The following is a 25,911-nucleotide window of genomic DNA, read 5'->3' on the forward strand; positions in this document are numbered from 1 at the left end:
CTGTTTTGCAGATATGCTCAGTGGTGTGATGTATATGTCATGTAAGTATTATGCATAAGGATGTAAAGTAAAAGAGACGCAAACAAACATGAGATCAAATGGGCATGTTTATGGTAAAATATATGGAGTTATAGAAGACCTGAAAAAGGAGTACTTTATGACACAATTTGTCTATAAGCAAATTATTGACGATCTTAAAATGAAAATTTTCGCTGGAAAGTTTGCAGATATGAGATTGCCAGATGAACGTAGTCTTAGTGAGACTTACCAGGTTAGTCGTAGTTCCATAAAACGTGCTCTAACTAAAATGGAGAGTGTCGGAATTATTTTCAAAAAGCAGGGTTCCGGGACATTTATTAATCCATTATACATAAGAAATGAATCTATCTTTAACTACGAAGGCTCTAATCTAGGAGTTACTGATAATTTTCAAATGCATGGCAAAAAGCCTAAAATCAAAGTATTGAGCTTTGAGGTCATTCCACCGACAGAAGAACTACAGCGCGATTTGTTCTTGGATATTCATGATTTTGTTTATAAAATTGTTCGCTTACGTCTGTTTGATGACGATCCCTTTATGATCGAAACGGGCTACATCCCCATTAAAATTGTCCAGGATTTAAATCAGACGATTATTGAGGGTTCTATTTTTAATTATTTGGAAGATTCGCGTAACCTGGCCGTCACCAAATCCTTTTTATCCATTTTTGCAGAGCCGTCTCAAGAGGATGACCAAGAGCTACTACAATTGAAAGAAAACGAGCCCGTAGGCATTATGGAGGGTGTTTTCTTTTTGGATAACGGCACGCCATTTGAATTTTCGCATATGCGATTTCACTACAAATATTTGAAATTTAATACTTTTGTATCGGTACACTAACGAAAGACTGGAGAATCCTCCGGTCTTTTTTATATGGTTTTGAAAAAGAATTAGAGTCTGCGAACTCTTCATTTATCACAAATTTTATTGGTTTAAACTGCTATATATTTTAATGTAAGAGCTATTTTACTGTCTTTTTAATTTATATTTCATAGTATGTTCAAAATTTCACAAAATTGGACCGTATCACTTGTGAAAAAGGTTGAATTTAGTCGGTGTCGCGTTATGATGTACATGTAGATGAAATTTCCGGAAATAAATTACAAACAAGATTACAAAACAAATTACTAGGGAGTGGACACCATGGCCTTATCACCCGTGTTAGCAGAATACTCATCTCCAACATATTTAAAAAAACTGGATGCCTACTGGCGTGCAACCAACTACATTTCAGTAGGTCAGCTTTATTTAAAAGACAATCCTTTGTTGAGAGAACCTTTGAAAGATTCGGATGTAAAGGTGAAGCCTATTGGACACTGGGGCACGATTCCAGGCCAAAACTTTATTTATGCTCACCTTAATCGTGTGATTAATAAATATGATTTGAACATGCTTTACATTGAGGGTCCTGGTCACGGCGGCCAGGTGATGGTCTCCAATTCATATCTTGATGGAAGCTACGCTGAAATCTATCCGCAAATCACGCAGGATATCGCAGGCATGAAGAAACTGTTCAAACAATTTTCGTTCCCTGGCGGTATTGCTTCACATGCTGCTCCTGAAACACCTGGATCTATCCATGAAGGTGGGGAGCTGGGCTATTCCCTTTCTCATGGTGTGGGTGCTATTTTGGATCATCCGAGTTTGATTTCGGCTGTTGTTATTGGAGATGGTGAAGCTGAAACGGGTCCATTAGCGGCTTCGTGGTTCTCTAACAGATTTATCAACCCAATCACGGACGGCGCAGTGCTGCCGATCTTACACTTAAATGGCTTCAAAATTAGTAACCCAACAATTATGTCTCGCCAATCAAAGGAAGAGTTAACCTCGTTCTTTAAAGGTTTGGGTTGGGAACCGTTTTTTGTTGAAGGTGAAGATCCTAACCACATGCATCCAGAAATGGCGAAAGTATTGGATACTGCCATCGAGAAGATTGAAGCTATTCAGAAGAATGCGCGTGAAAATAATGATCTTACTCGTCCGGCGTGGCCAGTGATCATCTTCCGTTCACCTAAAGGCTGGACAGGTCCAAAGGAATGGGACGGCGTACCGAATACAAATTCGTTCCGTGCCCATCAGGTTCCAATTCCAGTTGATCAAAAAAATATGCAGCACGCACCTGCTTTATTAGAATGGTTGAATAGCTATAGACCAGAGGAATTATTCGATGAAAACGGCCGTTTAAAAGCTGAGATTGCTGAAATTCTGCCTACAGGCGATAAACGAATGGGAATGAACCCTGTTGCGAATGCGGGTAACCTCATTAAAGACTTGAAATTGCCAGATTTCCGTAACTATGCGCTGGATAACTCCACGCCTGGTAAAGTGATTGCGCAAGATATGTCGGTTTTGGGCACATACGTTAAAGATGTGGTTGTTTTAAATGAAGAGAATCGCAATTTCAGAATCTTCGGACCTGATGAAACGATGTCTAACCGCTTGGCACCTGTTTTTGAAGTAACCAAACGCCAATGGATGGATCAAATTATTGAGCCTAATGATGAATTCTTATCCTCTTATGGTCGTGTCATTGATTCCCAATTATCCGAGCACCAAGCTGAAGGTTTGCTGGAAGGTTATGTGTTAACAGGTCGTCATGGTTTCTTTGCAAGTTACGAAGCCTTCCTGCGTGTGGTTGATTCGATGATCACTCAACACTTCAAATGGCTGCGTAAAGCAACGGATCAAGGATGGCGTGCAGATATTCCATCATTGAATGTTGTAGCAACTTCAACGGTCTTCCAACAGGATCATAACGGGTATACACACCAAGATCCAGGTTTGTTGGGTCATTTGGCTGATAAGAAACCAGAATTTATCCGTGAGTATCTGCCCGCAGACGCCAACTCTCTGCTAGCTGTTTTTGACACTATTTTAAATGACCGTCAAAAGATCAATTTGGTTGTTTCGTCCAAACACCCACGCCCACAATGGTTCTCTGCTGATGAAGCGAAGGAATTGGTGGACAAAGGGTTGAAGATTATCGATTGGGCAAGTACGGATCAAGGTGGGGAGCCTGATATTGTCATCGCTTCTGCCGGTACAGAGCCGACGATTGAAAGCTTAGCTGCAATCTCGATCTTGCATAAAAAACTGCCTGACTTGAAGATTCGCTATATCAACGTAGTAGACTTGCTGAAGCTTAGAAGCCAAAAATTGGACCGTCGTGGATTATCTGACGCTGAGTTTGATCAATTTTTCACAAAGGATAAACCAGTTGTGTTCGCTTTCCATGGTTATGAAGGTCTGATCAAAGATCTGTTCTTCGATCGTCACAACCATAACCTGCATGTACATGGTTACCGTGAAAATGGCGATATTACGACACCATTTGATATGCGTGTATTGAACCAAATGGATCGTTTTGACTTAGTGAAGGAAGCGGTTCTAAACTTACCTGACACTGGTAAGTACACAAGTATTGTGGATGAGATGGATGCAATGGTTAAGAAACATCATCAATTTATTCGCGAAGAAGGCATTGACCTGCCAGAGGTAGAGAACTGGGTATGGGAAGGCTTGAAATAAAAAATTACAGTACATTTCGGCTTTGTGTTGGACAACCAAGCAGTCTAGCATGAAGTGAAATATATAATGTAGTAGTAGCATATAAGTGCCTGACCCCTTGACTTCAAGTATGATTTCAACGGGGATCAGGCACTTTTTGATGTAGCACACAGAGAATTTAATAGGAAAAGTCACGAGCTGGTGGGTAATAAGTATAGGAGAACCGAACTGGTACGCTGTATTTTATCTGAGCATTGAAGAGGTGCTACGGTATAAGAGAATAATAAAGGAGGCTGTTAATATGAACGATCCAAGGCCTCTTCTGTAAAACATCAGACGGAAAATCTGGACATTTTTGATTTTGAGTTGTCACCAGAGGAAATGAACGTCATTTCGGCGCTCAGCAGGGAAGATGGACAGATATGGGGGCAGGACCCCAAGTCCTATGAGGAGCTATAATCTAAAAGAGTACATGAGAAGGGTTCAAAAATCTGTGAAAGGTTTTTTGAACCCTTCGCTTTTAATAATAGCCGAAAGTATTCGCTGGTCCGGTACATAGCTATGATGAATGATGAACATTTTTAACCGGATTTGAGGTATGATATGGGGGAATGTAGCCCTTCAAAGGAGGTTGCCATGGGAATTTTATCAAGGTTCAAGGATATTATGAAGGTGAACATCAATGCCCTAATGGATAAAGCGGGTGATCCGGAGAAGACCATGGATGATTATATGCAAAACTTGAACAGTGATCTGGGCAAGGTGAAAGCGGAAACCGCCTCGGTGCTGGCTGAGGAGAAAAGGGCGAAGAGAGCACTGGATGAATGTAGAGACGAGATTAAAAAGCTCCAGCGTTATGCAAGTAAGTCTGTGGAAGCAGGCAATGAAGAGGATGCTCGAAAGTTTTTAGAGCGTAAAGTCTTGCAGGCAGAGAAACTGGCATCGTTACAGACATCCTATGAATTAGCTTCGGCAAACGCCGGACATATGAAACAAATGCAGGAGAAATTGGTTTCCGATATTGGACAACTGGAACTGCGGCATGCTGAACTTAAAGGAAAGCTGGCGGTTGCCAAAGCACAGCAAACCTTGAATTCTATGGGCGACCATGACTCTGTTTTCGGGGCCTTGGAACAAAAGGTGAACAGGGCATATGATGAAGCGATGGCGATAGCCGAGCTCCGGACAGGAACAAAGGACGACTTGGACACGTTGTTTGCACAATATGAGAAGAGTACCGATGCAGAAGATGAGTTGGCTGCAATCAAGGAGAAAATCAATCCCAAAGAATCATAATAGCTTTTTAGATAAGAGGTGAGCAGATGCCAGTTATCGAATATAAATGCCCCAACTGCGGCAGTGGCATGGTCTTTGACAGTGAGACAGGCATGTTATCATGCCATAGCTGTGGAAGAGAGGACAACATCGAATCAATTCCTGATCCTCTGACCAATCGTGTTTTTTCAGAGGATGAGGCTCATGAGTATCATTGCAATAACTGCGGGGCAGTGATTATGACTGAGGTGGAGACGAGTGCAACGGTGTGCAGCTTTTGTGGCTCTGCCGTGGTGCTGGGTGATCGGCTGACCGGGAAGCTGGCTCCGGCACAGGTTATTCCTTTTTCGATCAGCAAGGAAGAAGCTATAGCTGCGTTCAAAAAATGGTGCAAGAATGGCCGTCTGACACCGAACCGATTCATGATAGCCGACCGAATCAAGGGAATAACCGGTATGTATGTCCCCTTCTGGTTATATGATCTACATAATCAAATTGAAGTTCAAGGTGAAGGTACCCAAGTAAGAACCTATACGAGTGGAGATTATGAATACACAGAAACGAAGCATTTTGATGTATATCGGAAAATCCGTTTGAACTACGTGAAGGTTCCGATTGATGCTGCGGAGAAAATGAATGATGAGCTGATGGATAAATTGGAGCCTTTTCCGTATGATCAGCTCAAACCTTTTAAAACGCCATATCTGGCGGGTTATATTGCGGAAAAGTACAGTTATAACGAAGAAGAACTATTCCCGCGGGTAAAAGACAAAGTGAAGGAATATATTGATGCTTATATCCAGTCTACGGTGTCAGAATATACGTCCGTGAGTTACACGGAAAAGCAAATTGATACTACCTTAAAACAAGCGGATTATGTCCTGCTTCCGGTATGGGTTATACACTATGACTACAATCAATTGGAGCATACGTTTGCGATGAACGGTCAGACGGGCAAGGTGGTTGGCAAGCCCCCGATTAGCAAGTTCAAAGTGACAGCTTGGTTTGCAGGCATTTTCGGCATAACTCTCTTTTCATTAAGGTTCATAACTTGGCTAATCATGGGGGGAGAATTCTATTGAAAAAATATGGAGCCATTGTGGCTGTTTTGTTGTTCTTTGCCGTGTTTCTAGCGGTTCCTATGGAAGTGAAGGGCGAAGCAGCAACGACGGAAATGAAGCCATTGATTTATGATGAGGCGGGTCTGCTTAATCAGGAAGAGTATGATGTGTTGAACACGATGGCTAACCAATACGGAGCCGTAAGAGAAACAGACATTATTATTTATACGACCAACAATCCCGACAATATGGATGTTATGAAAATGACGCAGAATTTTTATGACGACCATGGCCCAGGTTATGACAGGTCTCATGGAAATGCAGTCATTTTAACGATGGATATGAGGAATAGAGAGGTTTATTTAGCTGGATTCTACAAAGCAGAACGTTATCTGGATGACGACAGGCTTACTAAAATCCGCCATGAGATTACCCCGGATCTGATGAACGGCAACTATGGGCTTGCCTTTCAAAAGTATATTCTCAGCGCGTACAAATATTTGGCCATCCGTCCAGGGGTGAATCCGGACAGTATATTTTTCAAAGGCTGGCTTCACTTGGCGATTGCTTTAGGGTTGGCGTCGATTATTGTGGGTAAGATGGTTTCCAATTCCGGCGGACGGGTTACGGTAAATCGACAGACCTACGAAGATGCAAGCTCGTCAGGGGTTCTGGCACATCAGGATCTGTACACTCACACTACGACAACGAAACGGAAGATTGAAAAGAGCAGTAGCAGCAGCTCATCTGGCGGAGGGGGCGGAACCACCAGCGGCGGTCATTCGCATAGCGGCAGCAGAGGATCATTTTAACGGAAGGGATGGATACAGCACATGGGATTCTTCAGAAATCAATTTGCAAATGTAGTAGAATGGGAAGAATTTAGGGATGACATGATTTTTTGGAAATGGAGCAATCGTGAAATTAAAAAAGGCAGTAAATTAATCATTCGCTCCGGTCAAGACGCGATTTTTGTCAATAACGGCAAGATCGAGGGCATTTTTGAGAATGAAGGGTCATATAACATGGACTCGGATATTATTCCTTTTCTATCAACATTAAAAGGGTTTAAATTTGGCTTTAACAGCGGCATGCGGGTGGAGGTCTTATTCGTTAATACGAAGGAGTTTACGGTCAAATGGGGAACACAAAATCCGGTTTTGATCCCTACTCCCCAACTGCCAGGCGGGATGCCGATTCGTGCCAATGGTACATTTAATTTTAAAGTAAATGATTATGTTACGCTTATTGATAAGATTGCCGGGGTAAAGGACAGTTATCTTGTAGAGGATGTTAAAATACGGATTACTTCCGTGCTTGATCAGTTATTGATGAAGTGGATCAGCAGAGAAGGCAAGGATATGTTTAATTTACAGGCGAATGCCTCCGATATTTCGAAGGGTATTCAAGAAGACCTGGATATGCAAGTGATGGACAACGGTATGACGATTACAGGCTTTCATGTGATGAGCTTCAATTATCCTCAGGAAATCCAGGATATGATTACAAAGACAGCTTCTCATGAAATGATCGGGAATCTACAAAAGTACCAACAAGTGACGATGACGGATGGCATTGCATCGGGGAATGTAAAAGGCGGCGGTGCTGCTTCGGACATGGCGAGTATGATGATGGGGATGAATATAGCGAATGAAATGATGAAAAATTTGAACCCAAGCCAGCAGCCCCAGGCTGAAACTCAGCCTGCATCCAATGCTCCCACTCCTTCTGGTGACGGTAAAAGACCTAATTTTTGTCCGAATTGTGGCACAAAAAACGAGGGAGCTAACTTTTGTCCGAATTGTGGACAGAAATTGAACGGGTAGCCATAGCCAACCGGCTGAGCGGTTTCCTTTCAGGAAATTGGCGACTGGCTAAGTAATTCATAAAATAAACAGCAGTTGTTACAGAGCATTCTCTGTGATGACTGCTTTTTTAATGCAGTTTGTTCAAGCATTTTCTTTATAAATCTGATTTATTGGATTGAAAAAGGTACACAGGATAAGGTACTATAGCTATATGGTACACATTTATATTAACTAATTAGGTATTATATTAATAAACTATAGGTATAGGAGCCATAAAGATGACCAAATTCCAAGATCAAATCATTGCGCGGTACAAGTTTGATGATGCAGAGAACGTCGGCAAGGATAGCTCCGGACAAGGTAATGACGGGCTTCCTTCAGGCACAGCAGCACCTACAATCTCCCATGCTACCGGAAGAGCGGCTTTGGCACTTGAAGGAGGACCCAACGGAACATCTTATATTCAGCTACCTTTCGATCTGTTTAAAGATGTAAGCGATAACACGGGTGTTACAGTGACGGCTTGGGTGAACTTTGGCAGATTCACAGATATGTGGGAACGTGTATTTGACTTTGGTAAATCCCATACGGGACCTTATATGTTTATGACACGGAATCTGCGCGGAACTCTTTTCACTGAGGTAGATTTATCCGTAGACCCAGGAAGAGGCTTTGTCAGGGATGAGTGGATGCACATCGCTCTGTCTGTAATCGGCACAAAAGGCGGTACATTAAGCAGTGCAGGCCCGGTCGTATATGTCAATGGTGAAGTGGCAGCAGACGGTTCCATCAGCCAAACCTCCAGTGGTAACTATGCCAAGCTGCGCAAATGGTTCGAAACATTTTCAGATTCGACCAACTATAGCAACAATTTTATCGGACGTTCCCAACATGCAGCGGATGTAGACTTTGCCGGTTTGGTTTCGGACTTCCGAATTTATAAAGCAGGCTTGACGGCGGATGAAGTCATTGAGGTCATGTGCGATTCATTGACAGATGAGGAGATCGTGAAGCTTGCCCGCGATAAGTATTTATCATTTCCAACGACAATTATCACCAAAGACATATCTCTGCCAACGGTTCTGATGGGGGGAAGAGTGGAAGTGACCTGGAAATCCAGCCAACCTGGCATACTCTCTGACCATGGACAGGTACAGGCGATTACTTCCGCACAGGGGGTTACTATTACGGCTCTCTTGACCAGAGGTTCAAGCCGGATTGAAGAAAGCTTTGAAGTATCCGTTCTCCCGGAACAACTGCCTCCATACACGCTGACCATTCATGGGAATAAGGAAGTTGTGGATGTCAGTGAAGTGATGTACGGCTTGTTCTACGAAGATATCAATAACGCCGCAGATGGTGGGATATATGCAGAACTTGTGCAAAATCGCTCCTTTGAATCCTTCGAGTTTGATACGTATTCCCATGCCTCAGGTGAATGCGGCTGCTCTACAGGACGGAACCGCAATCCACTGTTCGCCTGGTCTGGTGATACGGACAAGATGATTCCACAACATAGCGGTGGATTAAATGAGTTTTTGGGCGCAAAAGACAAGGATGTAAACTCTTATTATGTGACGGTAGCGGATGGGGCAACGATTCGGAACAAAGGCTTTTCTGATTCTAACCAGAATTGTGCCATGTCTATCCAGGAGGGCGCCAAGTATGAGTTCACCATCTGGGCCAAGGCCGAATCGGCGGGCACCATCACACTGCAACTTCAAGACTCGAAGGAAAAGGACATCAGTGATTCGGTAACCATACAAGTAGAGGGTGGCAACACGTGGAAAAAGTATGGTGTGGAGTCCAAGCTGGTGCTGACAGGTACAGCTACGGTGCTGGGACAGCTGACACTTACATTTGAAGGGGACATTTCCATTGATATGGTTTCTTTATTCCCACAAAATGTATGGGGGGCAGGCGAGGAAGAGCAATCCCCATCAGCACACGCCAACTATCAGGGCAACCCCAACTACCGATTGAGGAAAGATCTGGTGAACGCACTGGTCGGCATGCATCCGAAGTTTTTGCGTTTTCCAGGTGGTTGTATATCCGAAGGATCGTTTATATGGGAAAATGTATACGACTGGAAGGAATCCATTGGGGATATCGAGCTGCGCAAGGAAAACTTTAATGTATGGGGCTATATGATGACCATGGGTCTTGGTTATATGGAATATTTCCAGTTAGCAGAGGACCTCAATGCAGCTCCGCTTCCGGTTATGGCCTGCGGCGTGCTTTGCCAAGCCCGCTCGGATTATGCTCATCCGGCTGGAGGTGCACTGAGAGAATACTACATTAAGAATTTTACGGATCTGATCGACTTTGCGATCAGCGTCGATTTTGAACATAATGAATGGGCTGCCATGCGTAAAAAAATGGGCCATGCAGCACCGTTCGATCTGCGTTATCTAGGCGTGGGCAACGAAAACTGGGGCACAGAGTTCTTCGCCAACTTTGAAGTGTTCAAGACATCGATTGATGAGTACATGGATAAAAACTATCCGGGACATGAGCTGCATATCATCTCTACGGTTGGCGCTCAAGCAGACGATGATGCCTATCAGCAGGGCTGGAAGTTCCTGAGCGGCAATCTGAAGGGTTCAGCCAAGGTTGCTTTTGCAGACGGTAACCAGGTGATGGAAGAGACTGTAACCTGGTATGAGAAGCAAACAGACTATATGGACACCATTGCCGATGAACACTATTACCGCTCTAATGAGTATCTGTTGAATAATGTGGACCGCTATAATTACTACTATCGGGCTTATAACGCGGATGGCAGTATCAACTGGAAAGAAACGTCGAAGGTTTTCGTTGGGGAGTATGCTTCAACGGATAAAAATACATTGGCAGGCGCAGTCGCAGAAGCAGCGGTGATGACGGGCTTCGAAAATAATGCCGATGTCGTCCGGCTGGCTGCCTATGCGCCGCTGTTTAACAAAGTCCTGACGGACGGAACTTACAGATGGACACCGGATTGTATCTGGTTTGATGACGAAACCGTGTGGTTTACACCAAACTATTATGTGCAGCAAATGTATGCCCAGTATTTGGGCAATAAAGTATTGGCCACTTCGTTCTCTACTTACAAAAACGGCAAGCCGATCGACCTCATTCCTCAGGGTGGAATCGAAATTGCGACAGGCAACGCCGAGATTGTGGTTAAACGCGTGACTGTTACCTCCAACAAGGACGGCAGTGTGCTGCTGGATCAGGATTTTACCAAGGAATTGAATCCAGCCTGGCAAGTTATTCCCGGTTCCGTGGGATCTACGGTGGAGGAAGGCAAGGGGCTTGTCCTCAAAGCCCAGGATAGCGGTTTGAACGGCCTGTACATCTTGAGCGACAGCTGGAACAACTACAAGGTAGAGGTGGTTGCTTCCCGCCTTTCCGGCACGGACGGTTTTTATGTGGGCGCAGGTCTCACCGATATTACCACTGAGAAAAAGAACGTCATCGAATACGCGATTGGCTATGGCGGCAATGCTACTGGCGTGAAGGTTTACAAGCAAGGTATAGAAGGCTATACGATGGGTGATTACTCTTCCAGTACCGCGGCGGGCAACCTGAGAGCGGCGAGCTATGAAGAGCTGTCCTACAACACCGACTACACCATTGCGGTGAACTATGGGGGAGAAACGGGTAATAACCTGATCTGCTCATACACGGACGGCAAAACCACCAGCAAAGTGCTGGATTACAAGCTGGAGGCTTACAACAGAGACGTGTTCCATTCGGTGACCCAAGATGCTGAACATGTATATGTAAAACTTGTGAATGCCGACAACGTAGATAAGGCGACGCAGCTGAATCTGGAAGACATGAGTGTCGAGTCGATCGCCAAGCTGATTACATTAACTGGCGATTCCTCGCTGGTTCATGTACCCAACGTGAATAAGAAAAATGATGAAAAGATAGTGCCTACTGAACAGCAGGTTACGCTGCATACAAATTCTGTCCTCTTACAATTACCAGCTAACTCGGTAAATGTACTGGTACTGGATCTAAAGGCGTAGTACCCCTAAGAAGTCAGGCGATGAGTTTTGCGTTTTTCTACACTGGACATATTCATGTGAAAAGTTAAAACCCGCTCACTGAGCGGGTTTTTTCTATGGATCAAGTCAGAGCGTTGTTAATTCGCTTTTCCTGACGGGCATTACTTGCTGCTTCTGTTTACCAATTCACGCGGATTGGTGCCATCGTCCATCGTTAGCGGGGTAGGCGCACCTGTGGCAATTCGCTCCCAAGGCACCATTTTAAAGTTCTGATTTAACTTCTTGCCGTTTTCAAGGTTTTCGTCATCTTGTGCAACGAAGATGCCATGAGGGAAGTTCTTGCCTAATCCGTAGCCAAGAACATCAATACCGTCTGTGACAGACGTACCATCTACGGTAGGGCTATCACCGATTGTGAAGTTGCTTATATATGCATTGTCGCCTTGTCGTTCATAGATGGCATAACTACTGTTGCCTTGGCTGGAGGCCATGAGGTACCCCTTGCCGTCTTTGCCGTAATACAATGTGAGTCCCTCTATGTCATCGTGAAGTCTACGTCCATCTGCAATATCAACCCGTCGCAGCGGCTTGGATGAACCGTCTGGCTCGGCACTATATTTCCAAATGGCGTAATCCTCTTCAGCAATATAGAGCGTACCATATTCATCATCAGCAACCATGCCCTCAGATTGCGTAGCCAGCTTAAACTGACGGACAAGCTTGCCAGCAATTTTGCCGTTTCCATTGTCCGTCAGCTCATATTGCTCAAATTCACCCTCTTTACCCAAAGCGAGCGCATAAAACTTATCTGTCTTGAGGCTATGGTACAAGCTGAATCCATATACTTCTTTCATAGTTGCTTTAATAGGTTTGTCAACCACGTTAGTTAATGTTCCTGATACACCGTCAATGGCAAAGATATCGATCGTGTTGTTGGTGCGATTGGTTGCGCCTGCGATATCGATCTTTTTACCACCCAATGTGAAACCGTAACGAAGATCTACGTTGTTCATTTTTCCCACTTTCATGTTCTGCAGCTGCTTACCATCCAGATCGTAGACTAAGATTCCGCCGCCTTTATTGGTAGCTAAAATTCTGCTCTTACCCGGATCAACCGGATTGAGCCAGATCGCAGGATCGTCAGCTGCATCTTCTCCATCCTCCACGGCTTCTGTCTCGACAGAGGGAAGCACTTTATAGGTGGGAACTGCATCCTTGGGATCTGCATATTTTCTGTTTTCTGCTTCAAGTGCAGTAATCACTTTTGTAGGAAGATATACATTCCCATTGATCATCTTGATCTCCCGGTCTGCTTTTCCGGTTTGACCAGCTAGACGATATTGCTTTTCACCGACGGTAAAGGTTCCAACAATGCCATTTTTCAGCTTGATCAACACTGAATGGTCATCACTGTCCCACGTAATTTTTGCCCCTAATTTATCTGCTTGTGTACGAAGGGATTCGTACCCCGTGGGCTGAGCTACTGCCACATGGGGTATTGCGGGTGATACTAGAATCCCGGTCAACATGGTTAATAGTGCAATTTTAGTTGCCTTCATATGTATGCCCCTTTTCCAAAGTGAAAATGATATAACCGACTCAGTATAAAGCGACATTATCAATATAAAACCATCAAAATGTAAAAGCGACGTAAACATTCAGTTGGCTGGTTTCCAGTATTGTTGTCTGTAATTCTTCGGTGACATTCCAAACCTTTCCTTGAAACACTTAGAAAAATAACTGGCCTGGGAGAATCCTGTTTCCTCTGTAATTTGTTGGATGGACCAGTCGGTTTGCAGCAAAAGACTGCGTCCCTGATCCAGGCGGTAGTCCATTAAATACTCTAGCGGCGTGCGTTGGAAGGTGGTCTTCATGCATCTGGCAAGATAGTTTTGGTGTATGTGAAAATGTGCCTCCAGGTCTTTATTTGTGATGGCATTTCTGTAGTTTTGCTTTAGAAATATTTCGATCTGTTCGGCTAACTTTGAGGAACTGCTTTTGTAATTCTCATCATATTCCAAACTCTGAAAAATATTCACAAATGTTTGTTGAGTCTCCCATAGAGCCAGCTTTCGAGTTTTTAAAGTAGAGGCTAGTAAATAGTCCAATTTAGAGAACAGCTCATGGGGATTAACTAGTTTTTGATATTTGGGGAGATGGATGGTGGTATGTTCTGAATGAAAATGCAACTCAGGAATGGGGGTGCTAGGGATAATAAGATCAGGCGAGGATTGGGCGCACCACATGCTATTGGTTTGAAAATGAAACCAGTAAAAAGAGGTTTGTTCTGTACATGCCTCGATGGGAAAATGGTGTTTATCTGGCTCAAGAATGAGCACATAATTTTCAGGTACTCTCCACGACTCGTCCTCCTCACCGATATGCAGTAGTCCTTCTTTAATAATGATTACGTCAAAATAACCCAAGTTATAGCGATTCGGATGCCAATCCCCTTTGTGGTATGTAGTAAAATTCCCTTCTATGAAATAAGGCAATGGAGGAACAAGGAAAGATAGAAAGCCTGTTTTGCTCATGGAAGTCAGCTCCTTTGTGTGTGAAATCGTATAAGTTTTAGTTAAAGATCGCGATTTTTTTTATAAATTCAGGTTGATAAAATAAGGACTGTAGCAAGAGGAACTTAGGTCAGCTTGTTCGATATTATCCTTACTTTATCCTTATTTTTAAAAAAATGAAAGCGTTCTATTTTTAGGGAAGGGATGTTTATCCAATGAAAACGGCAAAGCCAGTAAAGCATGTCATCGTCGATGATTCTTTTTGGAAAAAGTATAAGCAGGTTGTAGCGGAAGAGGTCATTCCTTATCAGTGGCAAGCATTAAATGATGAATTACCAGATACAGAACCCAGTCATGCGATTGAGAACTTTAGAATTGCGGCCGGGGAATCCAGTGGGGAGTATTATGGAACCGTTTTCCAGGACAGTGATCTTGCCAAATGGCTGGAAACGGTTGCCTTTAGTTTAAGGGATCATCCAAATACTGCGCTGGAAGAGCGAGCGGATGAAGTTATTGATCTGTTAGGGAGAGCTCAAGCTGAGGATGGATATCTGAATACGTACTATTTGCTGAAGGAACCTGACAATCGCTGGACAAACTTAAGGGACAATCATGAGCTGTATTGTGCGGGACATTTTATAGAAGCGGCTGTTGCTTATTATGAAACGACGGGTAAGACGAAATTCCTCAACATTATGGAGAAATACGTAGACCTGATTCAGCAGACTTTTGGTACGGAAGAAGGGAAACGGAAAGGCTATCCGGGGCATGAAGAAATTGAGCTGGCTCTGATCAAATTATACGACGTAACGGCTAAGGATCAATATCTCAAATTAGCGCAATATTTTATCGAACAGCGGGGACAGCATCCTGTTTATTTTGTGGAGGAGCAAGAAAAGAGAAAGCATATTCAAACAGAGCCCACCTGGAATGATGATAATAACATTAATTTTGGCCTAGGTTTCGAATATCAGCAGGCACACCAACCTGTGCGGGAACAAAAAGAGGCTGTCGGCCATGCGGTAAGAGCAGTGTATCTGTATATTGCGATGGCGGACCTGGCTGCAAAAACGGGAGATGCCTCTCTGCTACAAGCTTGTGAAACGCTGTGGGACGATGTCACGAACTATAAAATGTACATTACTGCTGGAATCGGATCCACGGTGAACGCGGAAGCATTCACTTGCCATCATGATCTTCCCAATGACAGCATGTACTGCGAAACTTGTGCCTCTGTAGGGCTGGCTTTCTGGGCTAATCGCATGCTGCGTATAGCGCCGGACCGGAAATATGCCGATGTCCTGGAGCGTGCGTTATACAACGGAACGATCAGTGGAATGGACCTGGATGGGAAACGGTTTTTCTACGTGAATCCGTTGGAAGTCAAACCTTTTCAAAAATCGAGAAAAGATCAGGAACATGTAAAAACAGAGCGGCAAAAATGGTTTTTCTGTGCCTGCTGTCCACCTAATTTAGCGCGAATGATTGCATCGGTGGAGGACAATATGTACACCCAAACTGAGGACACGTTGTATACGCACCTGTATATTGCCAGCAAGGTCAACGTGACTTTATCTGGCCAAGAGGTTGAAATTACACAAACTCATCATTATCCGTTGGATGCGGATCTTGCCCTTTCGATCCATGTAACCGAGCCAACCGTATTTAAATGGGCGCTGCGAATTCCAGGGTGGTGCAAGCAGGCAGAGGTCAAGGTGAATGGGGAAGTCCTATCGCTATACCATCTGGAAAAGGGCTATGTCGAGATTCAGCGTACTTGGAAGGATGGCGATGTGGTCACATTGCATTTGGCTATGCCGGTGGAGCGCATTCGGAGCAACCCGCTTGTCTCCATGAACCAGCAGCAAGTTGCTCTTCAACGCGGCCCAGTCGTGTACTGTCTGGAAGAGGCTGATAATGGGGCGAACCTGGCAGGATTGAGATTACCAAAGGATAATCCCGTTACAGAAGAATTTAGCGAAAATCTGCTGGGTGGCATTGTAAAGCTGACCCTAGAGGGATATCGGGTAAAAGCTTCAAATGCATTATACAGCTCGGAGCCCCCTGAACTTGTTCCTCAACAAATTACCGCCATTCCTTACTACGCCTGGTGCAATCGGGCCAAAGGGGAAATGCGTGTATGGGTTTATGAATCATAATTTATTCGCATGGGGAGAGGAAAGATCATGAGTACGAGAATTGTGAGTACGGAACCACCTGAGAAAGCAACCAGTACCGTTCCTTTTCATCGTAAAATCAGTTATTCGTTAACAGATACGGCAGGCAATCTACTATACTGTGTCATTTCCAGCTATCTATTATACTTTTATACGGATGTATTCGGTCTTTCTATCGGGATTGCCGGGACATTACTATTTATCACCCGTTTTATCGATGCCATTGATGCCCCGATCTGGGGCATCCTGATTGACCGGACCAAATCGAAATACGGCCAGAGCAGACCTTAAATGACCAAAAAGGATTTTCCCTAACGCTCGTTTTATTTGGCATCATGGCGATGATTATGTTTTTCGTAGCGTTTGCCGATTTGCGCGAAAATGCGGCTGTAAAAACGAAATCTGTCCCGATTGCCAAAAGCTTTGCAGCCATCAAGCGAAACTGGCCGTGGATGCTCGTTGTAGCGGCTAACCTGTGTTACTGGATCGGTTTGAACATACGTTCTGCCACGCTCATTTTTTATCTGCAATACAATCTGGACAGTAAGGACTTGGTGCCTTTAATCAATGGATTAACGTCCTTGCAATTAATCTCCATGGTCCTGATTCCGTTGTTTGCCAGAAAATTAAGTAAAATACGATCATGATTATCGGATTGATCTTAGCTGCACTAGGTCAAGTCGTGATTTTAATGGGAAGTACAAACTTAACCCTTATTATTGCCGGTTGGATCATTGGTGCATTAGGATCAGGCTTTGCGTGTTCGATGCCATTTGCCATGTTGTCCGATACGGTTGATTACGGCGAATGGAAAAATGGAATTCGGGCAAGTGGGTTTCTGACTTCTATTGGAAGCGCATTTTGTATTAAGGCGGGTAGCGGAATTGGTGGATTATTGCCAGCATGGGTGATGGATAGCACAGGCTATATTGCCGGAAAGGTCCAAACCCCGACTGCTTTGTCTGGTATTCAGTTCAGCTTCATCTGGCTGCCGTTTATCATCTTCTTGATCGGAATTATTCCTATGTTTTTCTATAAGAAATTCGAAAAAAATGAGGCTTCTATTCAGCAAGATTTAATTGCGAGAAGATCATAATTGTTCTCTTAACAAAGGATTATGAATACTAGAAAATAGTGTAATCCTGCTTCAAAACTTGCTCAGCTCAGAAAGCAAGTTTTGAAGTTTTTTTTCTATTTAAAGTGTGAGTAAAGCCATTGACAGGATTTTCTTTTAGAGTAATACTTCTATGTAGAGAAAAGTGTACAGAATCAAGAGCCAGAGACATCTAGCCTTGCAACTTTATACATTTTTTCGCCATGAAAGACTCTTCTGTTGAAGGGTTTTTTTCAATTTGATAAAAAAGAATGTGATAAGATGAGTCAACTGAGTGTAAGGATGAGGACGCAGGGCTTTCTGAATCGGCATTTTTCAGGAGAGTCCATTGATTATCGGCAGATTATTGCCCTATTTCTCCCGCTTCTGATTGATCAGGCCTTTATCGTGGGTCTTAATTTGGTCAACACAGCCATGATCAGTTCGTCGGGGATGGCGGCGGTCAGTGCTGTAAATATGATTGATTCATTAAATATCTTTCTAATTAATGTGTTTGTGGCAGTGTCTACCGGGGGTACGGTTGTTGTAGCGCAGTATAAGGGGAGCGGCAATGACCTTATGGTCTCTAAAGCAACCTCCGGTACTATATCCTCTGTTTCCTTGTTGGCCTTATGCATCAGTCTGTTTATGATCCTGTTGTACAATCCCATTTTAAGTGTCCTGTTTGGCTCCGCTTCGGCTGATGTATTGGCTAACGGCAAGGTATATCTACTGGGAAGCTGTATGTCTTTTGTGGGAATTGCGATCGTTGAGGCCGTATGTGGAGCGCTGAGAGGGATCGGCAAGACGAGGGCATCGCTGGCTCTTTCGCTTATCATGAACTTTTCATACGTGCTGCTGAATGTCGTGTTTATTAATTTGTTGGATATGGGTGTACTGGGCATGACGATTGCAGTCAATGTGTCCAGATATGCAGGGGCTGCTTGTGCGTTGATCTATTTGGTCAGGGTGGATGACGACCTGCGTGTTCAGCTTAGAGATATGCTTTATTTTAATCTGGCCATGCTTAAAAAGATCCTGTTTATCGGCCTTCCTTTTGCAGCGGAACAGATGTTTTTCAATGGAGGTAAAATTTTAACCCAAATTTTCATTGTGAGCCTGGGGACCAATGCATTGGCGACGAATGCTATTTGCTCCTCCCTGGCTAACGTGTTCCAAATTCCTGCGAATGCATTGGCTCTTACGATTGTGACCGTGGTTGGTCAATGCATGGGACGGCGAAATGTACATGATGCCCGCAAGTTTACCAAATCGTTTATTTGGCTGTCGTCCGCTTCGTTTATTGTAATGGGGCTAATCCTAATGCCTTTATTCAAGCCGATGGTGGGGCTGTTCCATCCGCCTGCTGAAATTGTAGATGACATTTTTATGGTCATGCTGATTAATACGCTGGCCCAGATTCCACTCTGGTCCATCGCCTTTATTACACCCTCTGCGCTTAGGGCAGCAGGAGATTCCAAATTTACGTCCCTCACCTCGATGCTGTCCATGTGGTTGTGTCGGGTAGTGCTCGGGTATGTGTTGGGCATTGTGTTCAACTTGGGGATTGTGGGTGTCTGGCTGGCCATGGATATTGAATGGGGGGTGCGGGGGATCGTTTTCCTCTGGCGCTTCCGCGGCACCAAATGGGTCCAGCATCGTTTGATCGACTGAATAGGTCCACTACTATCAAATTGACCTCGGAATGAGGCGCTTTTATAGTAGTGGATTTTTTTATAGACGTTTAAAGTTACGTCCGCTTTATTCCATTCTAATCCCTATATTGCCTAACTGTGCTCCCTGCTGCATATGGTAAAAGGCTTGCGCTGTCTCTTGCAGAGGGAAGACGCTATCTATAATGGGATGAAGGGAATGGCGCTCCATGAATTGGAGCATGTCTGCGAATTCCTCGCTGCTGCCCATAGAGGTACCGATGATGCTGATCTGTGGGAAAAATACGGAACGAAGCGGAATCTCTATCTGATTACCTGAGCTTGCGCCAAATGTAACGATCCGACCATTTGGTTTGATGACATCCAGATAGTTGTCGAACGTAGCGGGTCCAATGCTGTCAAGGACCAGATCTACGGTGTCTCCGTTCATGCTTTCTTTCCAATCGCTATCACTGTTGAATGCATGATGAGCGCCATGGGCGAGGGCAGCTTGTTGTTTTGCTTCGCTGCGTGAGGTGACGCTGACTCGTGCACCCGCTGCTAAGGCCATAAGCATGGCGTACGTAGCTACCCCGCCGCCAATACCGGGGATGAGGACATGGTCCCCCTGCTGTAATTGCCCTCTAGTGAAGAGAGCGCGGAAAGCGGTCAAGGCAGACAGAGGCAGTACCCCTGCCTCTTCCCAGGACAGGTAAGCTGGCTTGCTGATGGCATTTTGGGCGGGAATGATAACCGATTCGGCCAATGTCCCGTCTGAAGGACCGCCCAGAATGGCAGGAACCAAGGGAACGTGGCGTGTCTTCTCCCATCCGATACATGGATTGATGACTACTTCCGTATCTACCAGTGAGGTTGGGACGCCAGCGCCTACAGCCTCAATCAGGCCTGCTCCATCGGATCCGAGAATGAGTGGAGCATCGTTGGCGGTTCGATCCGCCATGAGGAACAGATCCCGATGGTTCAAGCCTGCAGCTTTGAGTCTGACCTTCACTTCGCCATGCCCTGGTTGTCTGTCCGTAACGTCCTTATATATCAGGCCCTCAAGGCCGTTTTTGTCATTATGGATTATAGCTTTCATTTTAAAGCCTCCTGTGGTCGATTTTAGATGCATTTGCATGTACTTTGAATTGTACAGAGCGGCAGGCATCCGGTAAAATGAACAAAATCGAACGTCAGTATCATAAATGATCATACCAAGCAGGTGATGTATATATGGAAAGCAGTGATTTGAAAATTTTTCGGGCGGTTGCTCGTGAAGGCAGTATCACAAAGGCTGCGCAAGTGTTGAACTATGTACAGTCCAATGTAACCTCGCGGATTCAACAGCTGGAGGCACAATTGAACGTACCGCTATTTCGCAGATCTAATCGCGGAATGACGCTAACGTCGGCAGGAGAGAATCTGCTGGAGTATGCAGAATCCATACTGACCTTGCTCGACGAGGCAGAGAAGTCTACCCAATATTCGGACCAGCCTGCGGGACCGTTGCGATTGGGCTCGATTGAGACGACTGCGGTTACGCATCTAACGACTTTATTGACGGGATATCACGCTCAGTACCCTGATGTGCAGCTATCGCTGATGACCGGGGGGACGCATGCTCTTGTACAAAAGGTACTAAATTACGAATTAGATGGGGCATTCGTCTACGGCCCTGTTGACGATCCGAATATAGAGCATGTGGAGGCTTTTGAAGAGGAGCTGGTGCTTATTTCGGAACCGGGAGAAAGCGATATGAGCAAGCTGCTTGCCAAGCCTATGCTATTCTTCGATGTAGGCTGCACACATCGGGCAAGAGCGGAAAGCTTTCTGAGCGAAGCAGGTGTGGATACGTATCAGATTATGGAATTCGGGACATTGGAAGTTATTTTGGGGGGTGTAGCCTCTGGTCTGGGGGTATCCATGCTTCCACACTCATCAATTGCAAAGGCGAGGGAGACGGGAAGGGTTGCTTCACATCGTTTACCCGAAACCTATCGTAAATTAGAGGTGTGGTTTGTTCATCGGCGGGATTCGGTATACTCTAGTGCGCTGTCAGGCTTGCTCCACTGGATGAAAAAGGATGCTATACTAAACTGGGATTAAATTGACATCAGGGGTGTATCATTTGGAAGAACTTATTTTATCGAAAAATCCATCTGCATCAGCGTCGGAAGAACCTATGAGGAATGGCGGCTACCATCGACGAGAACCGGATAAGATGGCGTCATTATCGCAGACATATGGAGCCTCCATCTTTTTCAGAAGATGGGCCGCCTGGATGATTGACTTCATTCTTATCGTTTTTGGGTATGGAGGGCTGGTCTATTTTATAGCGAAAAAAGTATCTGAAACAGAAAGTCCCAATATGGGTATGGTAGTGATTCTCTTCTTGATTGGCTCTTTCTGTTATTATCTGTTGCTGGAAGGACTTACGGGCTATACGCTGGGCAAGTTTGTACTTCGTATTCAGGTCGTGAATGGAGAAGGAATGCCACCAGGCATGATTAAATCGTTGATCCGTACGCTCATACATCTGGTGGATACGAACCCGCTACTTTTCTGGGGGCTGCCCGCCGGTATATGTGTGCTGGTGACACCTCGGAAACAACGAATTGGAGATATGGCCGCCAACACATATGTAGTTAGGACACGGGATTTGGGGAAGGTGAGCAAAAGGAAAACCGGGATTTTTGCAGGAGCAATCATCTTGATGACGATCACTTCGATTATCTTTGCTGTATCCTTAATTTCTACGCTCATTACTCAAATCGTGAAGCCTGAGGTATTTACCAGTAAGGATAATCAGTTTGCAGTTACAGCTCCGTGGACTTGGTCACGAGATAATAGGATTAATGAGGAAGCGGATATTTCCATTAAAAATGAATTTACCGATAGATATTTGATTGTATTGTCTGAACCAAAAAGCGACTTTGACAGTAGTATGACTCTTCAAGAATATAAAGGAATCATTGAGGATCATTTGGTGTCAGGAATTACGGACCCTGAATTGGGGACCGCTTCAGATATGGTGGTGAACGGATATCCTGCCATTGAGTTTACCCTAAAAGGAGAAATAGACGGGAATCTGGCCATGTATAACGTGACCACAATTGAAACACCTTCGCATTATCATCAGGTGCTTGCCTGGACCTACGCCTCTCGATACAGCAGGGCACAGCAAGAGCTGCGCAAGATTAGAGACAGTTTCCGTGAAATGAACATAATGTAAAGCAAACATGAAGCAGCCACTAACATCAAAACGGAGTAGGCGGAATAGTGCTGTACAAGCGAAGCAGTCGCTTTTGTCCCCGGATTTCTACCAATGAAAGACTTTATTACAGAAATCCGGGGGCGGTGGCGCTGGGAAGCACTATCCGCCTGCGTGGCGGCGCTATAGTAGATTTATATAGATCATTTGATCATACAATAGAATGTCTGATCACTCGCAATCCGGCCACCTTCGCTACCTTGCCTTGTGGCTGGGCTGTGAATCGAATCGTAACTTCACGCTTTTGGCTCGTCACAGACAGAGGCAGCTCATAGGTAAACGTCTCGAATTTACTCATTTCCTCGGATTCCAGCTTGCCTTCTCCTAAATTCTGACCATCGGCAGTGATGTCAAAGTCACGATGAGAGCGACTCAAGTCCTTCAGATAAGTGACCGCCAACTGGACAGGCTCATCCGGGAGAACCTTCATGACAAAAGAGAACCAGCCCCCAGGCCATGTGTCGCGATATTTGCGATTATAAATGGACCCTAGGCCTACGTGTTCTCCAGTGAAGGAATGATCCCGTTCCGGCTGCATTTCGGCAGGCTGCACAACGTCGACTGTAAGTCGCTCCAGCTCAAGCTGGTACGCTAATGCAGTGCGGTATTCTGCCTCTGTTGCTGCCCATTCCTCCTTGGAAAAGAGATCCCAATAGACGGTATAGGAACGGTCATAGACCTGGTAAAACGGACGAAGCTGCAAGTCTCCGATATAACCCAGATCGCTTAGATGGAATGTATTCGGCTCGCTCCTGTCAGCAATCAGCTTGGTTGTCAGGGAATCGGCCGATCCGATCAGAACAGATGCCAGCAGACGTTCCTCATTGAACTCCTGTTCAATAGGACCCAGATCTCCAGCCAGCACAAGCGGGCCGTACATCAATGCAATCCGGCGCGGATTATCCGGCATTTCTTCAACTCTTACTGTCATAGGAATATCGTACTCGACCGTATCCCCGTCGTTCCATTCCCGTTCAATGACAATATAACTGGTAGGACAAGCCTCTGCGGCATACTCTTCTCCGTTGATCTTAATCTTCATTCCCTGCTCCGCCCAATGAGGGCATCTTAGCTTAATCGTGAAGAGCTTGGGCTCCTTGCTTATGACACGCAGCGTTCCTTGCCCATTTTGCGGAAAGAGAGTTTCTTGTTTGAGCTGTACATCCATCTCATCCCACATCACGGTAGAAGGGACATATTGATTGACATAGAGTGTGTTTGGTGTGTGAAAGTAGATCGCCGTGCCGTACATAGAGTGACTCTCCATACCGGACCCCACGCAGCATGTAAAATCGTCATATTGAGAATTGAAGGACTTGTGCCCTCCCATTTCCAGTGATACAAAATAGCATACACGTCCATCTACAGGCTGCTGTGAAGCCAAAATATGATTGAACATTGCTCGTTCATAGTAGTCGGCATAGGCTGCGTAAGCGTCCCACTCAAACATATGTCTTGTTAATTTCAACATATTGTAGGTGTTGCAGGTTTCACAGGTACCTTCCCCCAAACGATCATTCAGCTTGCCAGGTTCGCCAAAATGCTCATTATAGCTATTGCCGCCAATCACGTAGGAATGCTTGTGAACCACCCGGCCCCAGAAGAAGCGGGAGAGGTCCGCATATAGAGGTTTGCCTGTCACTTCGAACTGGCGTGCTGCACCAATGATCTTAGGAATTTGTGTATTGGCATGTCTTCCTGCCAGCGTATCACGGCTGTCTGCCAGATCATCCAGCACCTCTCCATGATAAAAGCGTTCCGCTAGGTTCAAAAAGCGCTTTTCTCCAGATTGTTCCGCCAGATCGGTCAGCACCTCGTTCATGCCGCCAAACTCGCAATGAAGCACCTGTTGCATCTGCTCATCGTTCAGCCCTTGGAATACATCCTCCAGCCAGTCGCCGAGTTTGATTTCCATCGCTAAAGCTTTGGGATGATGAGCCAGCAGGTAGGCATCACGCAAGCCTGCGAAGAGCTTGTGCATCGTATATAGCGGAACCCAGCCTCCATTAAGGTCAAAACCTTGGGAGCGGATATCCCCGGCTTTAACCTCTTCAAAAATTTCCTTTCCACGCGGAATGCCGGAAATGTATCCGTTTCCATGACTATTTTGGCATATTTCCAGTTCGTCAATCACATAGTTTACTCGCTCTAGCAATCTTTTGTCGCCTGTAGAGGCAAACATTAGCGAACAGCCAGACAGGTAGTGACCGAGTGTATGCCCGCTGATGCCGCGTGCTTCCCAGCCCTCATAGTGAGCCGCCTTGGGCTCCAGTCCCGCATATTCACGAAAACGCGACAATAAACGGTCGGGTTCCAAGCTCAGCAGATAGGTCGCATTCAGCTCCATGGCGTGGTAAAGTGGGCCGGAATCAATGCTTACTTTATGCAAATCAAAAGCTTGTGCTTTCAAAGTCATCGCTCCTTAGCTAAGATGAAAGTGTATATTTATCCACTACCTTAGCATTGCAGCCGCGGTATGTCAGTAGCTTAACCATACAATAGGTGGACAAATCCGAACATGAGCTAAAGGAGGCAGTAACATGACCTATCTGAAAGTGAATGTAGATACTCCGATCCAACTGATCTCGGCAGGCGAGTTCGTTTCTGAGGTGTCATGGAAGCATATGAGCCGTTCCATTGAGAACTTTGAGCTGATCCTTGGTGTCCAAGAGACGGTATATATACAGGAGGAACAGGAGGATTTTGAAATAGGGGAAGGGGATATTCTATTGCTGTACCCCGGTCGTACGCACCAAGGATACCAGGAGTCTTTGCCGGGGGTTAAATTTTATTGGTTTCATTTTGATGTGCCGGCGACCCCGAATGTATTATCTAATGAGGAGATGAAGCAGGAAACAAGTGCTATGGATGGGCTTATGCAACGTCATGGCGTGCTAGGCGATATCTATTTGCCGCAAAGTGTACAGGCCGATAACGGGGATCGGATTCATATTATCGTCAATCAAATTTTACATGTCGCCAACTCGCATTATCTTACGTATCACAGTGCGAATTATTTGTTCACCTCACTGCTGATCGAAATCTCTGAGCTGGCTCTCAGTCGCCTGATCTCCAATCCCGTCCATTCACAAGGGAATGTGAGCATAAACAAGATTATCGAGTGGACTCGAATTCATGCTGAAGAACCGCTGACCGTGGTCGATCTGGCTCGTAAGTTCAATTACAACAAGGATTACATATCTCGTTTGTTCAAGCAAAATACAGGCATGCGTCCCTTGGAGTTCATTCACAGCATTCGAATCAACAAAGCTAAGGAATTGATTTCCCGTACAGATATGAGCATTAAGCAGGTGGCGGAGGAAGCGGGATACACGGACGAGAAGTATTTTATGCGATTGTTTAAAAAGAGCGTCCATATGACTCCTTCACAGTATCGGAATGCCTATCACAAAACATTTATGAACAATGTCTAGCTCATTTCCGCTTCACGGCAGGCATAGCCTATCAGACTATAATTTGATAATCTGATTTAGGAGAGTTTGAATGAGAGCAATC

16 protein-coding genes and 1 pseudogene are annotated in these 25,911 nt (G+C 45.0%); 13 read left to right on the forward strand and 4 right to left on the reverse strand.

The features are described from left to right. Window positions 1-157 precede the first annotated feature (157 nt). The 7 genes from FKV70_RS20930 to FKV70_RS20965 all read left to right on the forward strand — a co-directional run bounded on the left by FKV70_RS20930 (window position 158) and on the right by FKV70_RS20965 (window position 11,710). Window positions 158-880 (forward strand): GntR family transcriptional regulator, encoded by a 723-nt coding sequence (locus FKV70_RS20930; RefSeq protein ID WP_142614155.1) that lies wholly within the window; start codon window positions 158-160, stop codon window positions 878-880. 303 nt (window positions 881-1,183) lie between these two features. Continuing rightward, window positions 1,184-3,568 carry a phosphoketolase family protein gene (locus tag FKV70_RS20935; RefSeq protein ID WP_142614157.1) on the forward strand — a complete coding sequence of 795 codons (2,385 nt, stop codon included), beginning with the start codon at window positions 1,184-1,186 and terminating at the stop codon, window positions 3,566-3,568. A gap of 615 nt (window positions 3,569-4,183) precedes the next feature. Further along, window positions 4,184-4,843: a PspA/IM30 family protein gene (locus FKV70_RS20945; RefSeq protein ID WP_142614159.1), complete on the forward strand. Its 660-nt coding sequence runs from the start codon at window positions 4,184-4,186 to the stop codon at window positions 4,841-4,843. A gap of 26 nt (window positions 4,844-4,869) precedes the next feature. Beyond that, on the forward strand, window positions 4,870-5,904 hold the full coding sequence (locus FKV70_RS20950) for a TFIIB-type zinc ribbon-containing protein (protein WP_064795591.1): 1,035 nt from the start codon (window positions 4,870-4,872) through the stop codon (window positions 5,902-5,904). After that, window positions 5,901-6,695, forward strand: a complete 795-nt coding sequence (locus tag FKV70_RS20955; RefSeq protein ID WP_142614162.1) for a TPM domain-containing protein — start codon at window positions 5,901-5,903, stop codon at window positions 6,693-6,695. The genes FKV70_RS20950 and FKV70_RS20955 overlap by 4 nt, the downstream gene beginning before the upstream one ends. 21 nt (window positions 6,696-6,716) lie before the next feature. Further along, window positions 6,717-7,709 carry an SPFH domain-containing protein gene (locus FKV70_RS20960; protein ID WP_142614164.1) on the forward strand — a complete coding sequence of 331 codons (993 nt, stop codon included), beginning with the start codon at window positions 6,717-6,719 and terminating at the stop codon, window positions 7,707-7,709. 260 nt (window positions 7,710-7,969) lie between these two features. Beyond that, complete coding sequence (locus tag FKV70_RS20965) at window positions 7,970-11,710, forward strand: alpha-L-arabinofuranosidase C-terminal domain-containing protein (protein WP_142614166.1); 3,741 nt, start codon at window positions 7,970-7,972, stop codon at window positions 11,708-11,710. A gap of 140 nt (window positions 11,711-11,850) precedes the next feature. On the opposite strand, the gene FKV70_RS20970 is transcribed toward FKV70_RS20965, so the two are convergent. Together FKV70_RS20970 and FKV70_RS20975 are read right to left on the reverse strand one after the other, a co-directional pair. Beyond that, window positions 11,851-13,248 carry a phytase gene (locus FKV70_RS20970; RefSeq protein WP_142614169.1) on the reverse strand — a complete coding sequence of 466 codons (1,398 nt, stop codon included), beginning with the start codon at window positions 13,246-13,248 and terminating at the stop codon, window positions 11,851-11,853. 99 nt (window positions 13,249-13,347) lie between these two features. Then, window positions 13,348-14,223, reverse strand: a complete 876-nt coding sequence (locus FKV70_RS20975) for a helix-turn-helix transcriptional regulator (protein ID WP_142614171.1) — start codon at window positions 14,221-14,223, stop codon at window positions 13,348-13,350. 194 nt (window positions 14,224-14,417) lie between these two features. Between FKV70_RS20975 and FKV70_RS20980 the strand changes: the two genes are divergently transcribed. From FKV70_RS20980 to FKV70_RS20990, 3 genes and pseudogenes are all read left to right on the forward strand, one after another. Next, the gene (locus FKV70_RS20980; RefSeq protein WP_142614173.1) at window positions 14,418-16,361 is read left to right on the forward strand and encodes a glycoside hydrolase family 127 protein; all 1,944 of its coding nucleotides are present in this window, start codon (window positions 14,418-14,420) and stop codon (window positions 16,359-16,361) included. Between the two features lie 27 nt (window positions 16,362-16,388). Continuing rightward, a pseudogene (locus tag FKV70_RS20985) lies at window positions 16,389-17,475 on the forward strand (MFS transporter). 279 nt (window positions 17,476-17,754) lie between these two features. Then, window positions 17,755-19,146 (forward strand): MATE family efflux transporter, encoded by a 1,392-nt coding sequence (locus FKV70_RS20990; protein ID WP_142614175.1) that lies wholly within the window; start codon window positions 17,755-17,757, stop codon window positions 19,144-19,146. A gap of 87 nt (window positions 19,147-19,233) precedes the next feature. Here the strand turns inward: FKV70_RS20990 and FKV70_RS20995 are convergent, their stop codons facing one another. Next, window positions 19,234-20,223, reverse strand: a complete 990-nt coding sequence (locus tag FKV70_RS20995) for a zinc-binding dehydrogenase (protein ID WP_063212095.1) — start codon at window positions 20,221-20,223, stop codon at window positions 19,234-19,236. A 134-nt stretch (window positions 20,224-20,357) separates the two neighbouring features. Between FKV70_RS20995 and FKV70_RS21000 the strand changes: the two genes are divergently transcribed. After that, window positions 20,358-21,230, forward strand: coding sequence for a LysR family transcriptional regulator (locus FKV70_RS21000; protein ID WP_142614177.1), 873 nt, complete (start codon window positions 20,358-20,360; stop codon window positions 21,228-21,230). Between the two features lie 22 nt (window positions 21,231-21,252). Further along, window positions 21,253-22,356, forward strand: coding sequence for an RDD family protein (locus tag FKV70_RS21005; protein ID WP_425280373.1), 1,104 nt, complete (start codon window positions 21,253-21,255; stop codon window positions 22,354-22,356). A gap of 190 nt (window positions 22,357-22,546) precedes the next feature. Here FKV70_RS21005 and FKV70_RS21010 read toward each other — a convergent pair whose 3' ends face one another. After that, window positions 22,547-24,805: a glycoside hydrolase family 127 protein gene (locus tag FKV70_RS21010; RefSeq protein WP_142614179.1), complete on the reverse strand. Its 2,259-nt coding sequence runs from the start codon at window positions 24,803-24,805 to the stop codon at window positions 22,547-22,549. Between the two features lie 130 nt (window positions 24,806-24,935). Between FKV70_RS21010 and FKV70_RS21015 the strand changes: the two genes are divergently transcribed. Further along, window positions 24,936-25,829 carry an AraC family transcriptional regulator gene (locus FKV70_RS21015; RefSeq protein WP_064795599.1) on the forward strand — a complete coding sequence of 298 codons (894 nt, stop codon included), beginning with the start codon at window positions 24,936-24,938 and terminating at the stop codon, window positions 25,827-25,829. The last annotated feature ends 82 nt before the right edge of the window (window positions 25,830-25,911 follow it).

It is taken from the genome of Paenibacillus ottowii (assembly GCF_006874425.1).
GTDB lineage: Bacteria > Bacillota > Bacilli > Paenibacillales > Paenibacillaceae > Paenibacillus > Paenibacillus ottowii.

What these genes read in the sequence shown, in the direction of transcription:
- FKV70_RS20930 (WP_142614155.1), top strand. Translation starts at nt 158, where the DNA reads ATGACACAATTTGTCTATAAGCAAATTATTGACGATCTTAAAATGAAA.
- FKV70_RS20935 (WP_142614157.1), top strand. Translation starts at nt 1,184, where the DNA reads ATGGCCTTATCACCCGTGTTAGCAGAATACTCATCTCCAACATATTTA.
- FKV70_RS20945 (WP_142614159.1), top strand. Translation starts at nt 4,184, where the DNA reads ATGGGAATTTTATCAAGGTTCAAGGATATTATGAAGGTGAACATCAAT.
- FKV70_RS20950 (WP_064795591.1), top strand. Translation starts at nt 4,870, where the DNA reads ATGCCAGTTATCGAATATAAATGCCCCAACTGCGGCAGTGGCATGGTC.
- FKV70_RS20960 (WP_142614164.1), top strand. Translation starts at nt 6,717, where the DNA reads ATGGGATTCTTCAGAAATCAATTTGCAAATGTAGTAGAATGGGAAGAA.
- FKV70_RS20965 (WP_142614166.1), top strand. Translation starts at nt 7,970, where the DNA reads ATGACCAAATTCCAAGATCAAATCATTGCGCGGTACAAGTTTGATGAT.
- FKV70_RS20970 (WP_142614169.1), bottom strand. Translation starts at nt 13,248, where the DNA reads ATGAAGGCAACTAAAATTGCACTATTAACCATGTTGACCGGGATTCTA.
- FKV70_RS20975 (WP_142614171.1), bottom strand. Translation starts at nt 14,223, where the DNA reads ATGAGCAAAACAGGCTTTCTATCTTTCCTTGTTCCTCCATTGCCTTAT.
- FKV70_RS20980 (WP_142614173.1), top strand. Translation starts at nt 14,418, where the DNA reads ATGAAAACGGCAAAGCCAGTAAAGCATGTCATCGTCGATGATTCTTTT.
- FKV70_RS20990 (WP_142614175.1), top strand. Translation starts at nt 17,755, where the DNA reads ATGAGTCAACTGAGTGTAAGGATGAGGACGCAGGGCTTTCTGAATCGG.
- FKV70_RS20995 (WP_063212095.1), bottom strand. Translation starts at nt 20,223, where the DNA reads ATGAAAGCTATAATCCATAATGACAAAAACGGCCTTGAGGGCCTGATA.
- FKV70_RS21000 (WP_142614177.1), top strand. Translation starts at nt 20,358, where the DNA reads ATGGAAAGCAGTGATTTGAAAATTTTTCGGGCGGTTGCTCGTGAAGGC.
- FKV70_RS21015 (WP_064795599.1), top strand. Translation starts at nt 24,936, where the DNA reads ATGACCTATCTGAAAGTGAATGTAGATACTCCGATCCAACTGATCTCG.